Origin of the sequence: Thioalkalivibrio denitrificans (genome assembly GCF_002000365.1) — a bacterium.
GTDB lineage: Bacteria > Pseudomonadota > Gammaproteobacteria > Ectothiorhodospirales > Ectothiorhodospiraceae > Thioalkalivibrio_A > Thioalkalivibrio_A denitrificans.
This window is the reverse complement of the sequence record NZ_MVBK01000002.1, coordinates 28,589-33,681: the sequence shown is the minus strand read 5'-3', so window position 1 is coordinate 33,681 and position 5,093 is coordinate 28,589. Positions and strand designations below refer to the sequence as shown.

The window sequence follows — 5,093 nt, the reverse complement described above, 5'->3', positions numbered from 1 at the left end:
CGGGAACGGAGTATCTACAGACAAGCGAGACAGGCCCGGAGGCCGTAAGCATCGCCTGCCTTGGTGCAAGGTCCGGGCTGATCGGGTCAGGGTGGTTGTGGGGCGTATTCGGCCCCGTGTTGAGGTTGTCAATGGCCCGGGAGTTCGGGGAATATGGGCGCACGTCCCCGGAACCGATGCAGGAGCGAGCGGTAACGCTCCCGCAGGCAGGACACATCTCTGCAGACCCAGGCTGAAGGAGCGTTCATGACCCAGGCCACCGAGGCCATCACCCCGCTGGAGGCCGGCTCACTGGCCGGGCTGTTCCTGCAGCGTTTGCGGCGATCGCCGGACGGGCTTGCCTACCGCCAGTACGATCACGCCAAGAATGCCTGGGTGGACAGCACCTGGAGTGAAGTGGCCACCGAGGTGGGTCGATGGCAGCAGGCCCTGCTCAAGGAGGGGCTGGAGCCGGGCGACCGGGTGGGCATCATCCTGCGCAACTGCCGCGAGTGGGTGGTCTTCGACCAGGCCTGCGCGGGGCTGCGGCTCATCACCGTTCCCATGTACACCGACGACCGCGCCGAGAACATCGCCTACATCGTGCGTGAGGCGGGGGTGAAGCTGCTGGTGGTGGAAGGTCGACTGCAGTGGCGCAAGCTGCTGGAGGTGCGCGACAAGCTGCATGGCCTGCAGCGCATCATCTCGGTCAATACGATCGAGGCCGAAGACAAGCCCGATGACGAGCGCCTCGATTCGCTCTCGGACTGGCTGTTCGGCCTCAAGGGCGAGCTTCAGACCCACGAGGAGGCGCCGGACGACCTGGCCACCATCGTCTACACCTCCGGCACCACGGGCAAGCCCAAGGGCGTGATGCTGAGCCACCGCAACATCCTGTTCAACGCCCATGCGTCGAGCCGTTGCGCCGACCTCAACGAGCGGGATCTCTTTCTGTCCTTCCTGCCCCTGTCCCACACGCTGGAACGCACCGCCGGCTACTACATGCCCATGATGGTGGGCGCCCAGGTGGCTTATGCCCGCTCCATCCAGACGCTGGCGGACGACCTGGCCACGGTGAAGCCCACGGTGCTGATCTCGGTGCCCCGCATCTACGAACGCGTCTACGGGCGCATCAACGCCGGCCTCAAGCAGAAATCCCCATTGGCCCGCAAGCTCTTCCAGACCACCGTCGACGTGGGCTGGCACCGCTTCGAGCACCGGCAGGGCCGTGCAGGCTGGCACCCGAAGCATCTGCTGTGGCCGGTGCTCAACCGCCTGGTGGCCGGCAAGGTGCTCGCACGCCTGGGCGGGCGCCTGCGCTACGCCGTGTGCGGCGGCGCGCCGCTGCCGCCGCCCATCGCGCGCTTCTTCGTCGGGCTCGGGCTGCCCGTGTTCCACGGCTACGGCATGACGGAATCGAGCCCCGTGGTCAGTGTCAACCGCCCGGACGACAACATTCCCGCCAGCATCGGCACGCCGCTGCCCGGCGTGGAGGTGAAGATCGGCGATAAGGACGAACTGCTTACGCGCAGTCCCTCGGTCATGCTTGGCTACTGGAAGAACGAGGAGGCCACCCATGCGGCCATCGACGAGGACGGCTGGCTGCACAGCGGCGACAAGGCGCGCATGGACGAGACCGGCCACCTGTATATCACCGGGCGCATCAAGGAGATCATCGTGCTGGGCAATGGCGAAAAGGTGCCGCCCGCCGATATGGAGATGGCCATTGCGCTGGATCCGCTGTTCGACCAGGTCATGGTGTTCGGTGAAGGCAGACCCCACCTGTCCGCGCTGGCGGTGCTCAATCCCGACGAATGGCAGGCACTGGCCCGTGAACTCGACGTGGATCCGGACAGCGAGGAGGACCTCAACAGCCGCTTCGTGGAAAAGACCCTGCGTGCCCGCATCTCCCACCAGTTGCGCGAGTTCACCGGTTTTGCGCAGGTGCGCCGGGTGATCCCGCTCCTCGAGCCGTGGACGGTGGAGGACGGCCTGCTTACGCCCACTCTCAAGATGAAGCGCAACCGCATCCTGGATCAGTACGCCGATCGTATTGAGGCCCTTTACGAGAATTACAGCGAATGAGCCCGGCGCGCCGCGAACCCCGCATCCGCGTGCCCGCCGCGGCCGCGCCCATCAACTCGGGCGGCGACGTGTTCGGCGGCTGGGTGATGTCGCAGGTGGACATCGCCGGCAGCATCCCGGCGGTGCTCGTTGCCCGGGGGCGCGTGGTCACCGTGGCCGTGGAGAGCATGCACTTTCGCAGGCCCGTGCAGCGCGGCGACATGGTCAGCGTGTACGCCGAGGTGATCCGCGCCGGGCGCACCTCCATGACCGTGGACGTGGAGGTGGTCGTGGACCGCAACCCGGAGAATCCGGAAACGCTCACCGTGGCCGATGCGCGCCTGGTCTACGTGGCCGTGGATGAAAACGGACGTCCCAGGCCGCTGCCGAGGCAGGACTGATTCGCCCGACAAAGAATGCGAGCAACAGGGGGGAACATCATGAGAGGTCGCCTGAACCGATACGGCCTGATCGGGGTCGCCGGGCTTGTGTTGGGCGCTGCTCCGGGCCTGACGCTGGCGGCGGGCTTCTATATCCAGCATCAGAGCGGCAGCGGGCAGGGACGCGCCTTCGCCGGGGAGTCGGCCATCGCGGCGGATGCCAGCACCGTCTATTTCAATCCGGCGGGCATGACCCGGCTGGAGGCAGCGGAGTTCCAGGTGGCGGTGCATTTTCTCATGCCGGAGGCGAGGCTGAGGGACAAGGGGTCCACTGCGGTTCCCGCGGTACCCGACACTGAGCAGCCAGTCATCGGGGGAGACGGCGGCAATCCCTACGATCACACACCGGTGCCCAACCTGTTCTATGCGCAGCCTGTCAATGACCGCACCTGGGTGGGTCTCGGGATCACCGCGCCATTCGGTCTCGCCAGCGACTACGATGATGATTTCTTTGCCCGGTACGATTCAACCGAGACCTCGCTCAGGGTCACCGATATCGCGCCGAGCATCGCAGTTCAACTGAATGACAGGGTCTCCATTGGCGGCGGGATCAACATTCAGTATGCGGACGCCACCCTCAAGAGCGCCATTCTCAATCCGTCCGGGCCTGCGGAGCCACAGTACGACATAGAGTTTTCCCTGAGCGGCGACAGTTGGGACTATGGGTTCAATGTCGGTGTCCTGGTGGACCTGAGCGAGGACACCCGTCTGGGCATTCACTATCGCCAGGCGATTACCCACACCCTCAAGGGTACGGCCCGCACGCGTCCTCCGGTCGGGGCAGCGAGCTCGCAAAGCGGGCAAGCCGATCTCAAGCTGCCGGACATCGTATCCATTGGACTCAGCCATCGATTCAGTGATCGCTGGACGGGCCTCGCCCAGTACACATGGTTCAATTGGTCCAATTTTGACGAGATCAGGATCAAGCGGCCAGGGGAGCAGGACCAGGTCATCGAGCAGAATTACCGCAACACCTGGGCGCTGGCGCTGGGCGCCGAGTACCTGCTGAATGAGCGGTGGACACTGCGTAGCGGTATTCAGTACGACGTCACGCCCACCCGGGATGATTACCGATCCACCCGTACCCCGGATGGCAATCGCACCTGGTACTCCGTGGGGGCCGGCTACCAGAGGGACAGCCGGCTGGGTTTCGATTTTGCCTACACCTATATCAATGTGGCGAAGCAATCCCTGAACCTGACACGTAATGCCGGGACCGGCCCCGTGCACATGATCGGCTCCACCGAAGGCCAGGTTCAGGTCGTCGCCGCGTCCCTTCGCTACCGCTTCTGACACGGGTCGTCCCGCATCCCCCCCGGCGCTGTGCCGTGGCGGACACGGATCGTACGCGCGCAACGGTGGCGGCGCCGGGTGTTCCGCGAAGCCGGCTGGCGGTCAACCTATCTCTATGAATCTTCAGGGCTTCTTTCACGTTTTGCCCCGTCCCACGGTCATGGAAGGTCCTTTCGGTATATGCTTGGTATTTGAGCCAGGCGTGTTCCCGGGACGGAAGAGGCGGTATCCAGGTATGGCCGATGCTTCGTTTGCCGCGCTGATGATACGCGAGGAGGCCACCGGACCCGATCGGGTCCGGGTGGTCTCGCTTGGCCCCGCGGACCTCATGGAAGGCGAAGTGGAGGTTGAGGTCGCCTGGTCCAGCCTCAACTACAAGGATGCCCTGGCGGTCACCGGCGGCGGGCGCATTCTGCGCCACTCTCCCCTGGTGGGCGGCATCGACGCCGCCGGTCGCGTCGTGGCATCCGCCTCGGCGGAGTTTCCCGTGGGCGCGGAGGTCATCGTGACCGGCTGCGGGCTGGGAGAGTTTCACCACGGGGGATTTGCCGGTCGGATTCGTGTCCCGGCCGACTGGGTGGTGCCGATGCCCGAGGGCATGGATGCGGAGCAGGCCATGCTGTTGGGCACTGCGGGATTCACCGCCGCCATGGCCGTGAGTCGGTTCGAGCTCAACCGCCAGGACCCTTCCGCCGGCCCGATCCTTGTCACCGGCGCGTCGGGCGGCGTGGGCTGCCTCACCGTCAATATTCTTGCTTCCCGCGGTTTCGAGGTGGTCGCCCTGAGCGGCAAGCCGGCGCTGTCTGACTGGCTGAAGTCCCTGGGCGCGGCAGAGGTGCTGGACCGCGCGGCCATGCCGCTGGGCAAGCGGCCCCTGGAAAGTGCCCGGTGGGCCGGAGCCGTGGACCTGGTGGGCGGGGAACTGCTCTCCTCGCTGGTGCGCAGTATCCGCCCCTGGGGCAACGTCGTGTCCATCGGGCTGGCCGGGGGGGCCGATCTGCATACCACGGTGATGCCCTTCATCCTGCGCGGCGTGAGCATTCTCGGTCTCAGCTCGGCCCGCTGTCCCCGGGACTGGCGCCTTGCGCTCTGGGAGCGACTGGCATCGGACCTGCGCCCCCCGAAACTCTCGGAAGTCCATACCGGCACTGTCGGTCTGAACGAACTCATGGACGTGAGCCTGCGCATGCTCGCCGGCCGCACCCACGGAAGGATACTGGTTCGTCCGTGTTAGTTGTCAGTTGTCAGTTGTCCGTTGTTGAAAACCCCTTGACACAGGTCCTGCCGGTTCCAGGCTCCTGACAACTGACAACTGAC

At 65.4% G+C, this 5,093-nt stretch carries 4 protein-coding genes; all 4 read left to right on the top strand.

Annotation, left to right across the window (positions count from 1 at the left end; translation table 11 throughout):
- The first annotated feature begins 246 nt into the window (after positions 1 to 246).
- The 4 genes from B1C78_RS00805 (at position 247) to B1C78_RS00790 (ending at position 5,010) form a co-directional block, all read left to right on the top strand.
- Positions 247 to 2,064 carry an AMP-dependent synthetase/ligase gene (locus B1C78_RS00805; RefSeq protein WP_077277249.1) on the top strand — a complete coding sequence of 606 codons (1,818 nt, stop codon included), beginning with the start codon at positions 247 to 249 and terminating at the stop codon, positions 2,062 to 2,064.
- Positions 2,061 to 2,444 (top strand): acyl-CoA thioesterase, encoded by a 384-nt coding sequence (locus B1C78_RS00800; protein ID WP_077277248.1) that lies wholly within the window; start codon positions 2,061 to 2,063, stop codon positions 2,442 to 2,444. Before B1C78_RS00805 ends, B1C78_RS00800 begins: the two co-directional genes overlap by 4 nt.
- A 39-nt stretch (positions 2,445 to 2,483) precedes the next feature.
- On the top strand, positions 2,484 to 3,776 hold the full coding sequence (locus B1C78_RS00795; RefSeq protein ID WP_077277247.1) for an OmpP1/FadL family transporter: 1,293 nt from the start codon (positions 2,484 to 2,486) through the stop codon (positions 3,774 to 3,776).
- A 235-nt stretch (positions 3,777 to 4,011) separates the two neighbouring features.
- Positions 4,012 to 5,010 (top strand): YhdH/YhfP family quinone oxidoreductase, encoded by a 999-nt coding sequence (locus B1C78_RS00790; protein ID WP_077277246.1) that lies wholly within the window; start codon positions 4,012 to 4,014, stop codon positions 5,008 to 5,010.
- The last annotated feature ends 83 nt before the right edge of the window (positions 5,011 to 5,093 follow it).

Bases quoted from the DNA above. Each gene is read 5' to 3' on its own strand.
- B1C78_RS00805 (WP_077277249.1), top strand. From the start codon at position 247: ATGACCCAGGCCACCGAGGCCATCACCCCGCTGGAGGCCGGCTCACTG.
- B1C78_RS00800 (WP_077277248.1), top strand. From the start codon at position 2,061: ATGAGCCCGGCGCGCCGCGAACCCCGCATCCGCGTGCCCGCCGCGGCC.
- B1C78_RS00795 (WP_077277247.1), top strand. From the start codon at position 2,484: ATGAGAGGTCGCCTGAACCGATACGGCCTGATCGGGGTCGCCGGGCTT.
- B1C78_RS00790 (WP_077277246.1), top strand. From the start codon at position 4,012: ATGGCCGATGCTTCGTTTGCCGCGCTGATGATACGCGAGGAGGCCACC.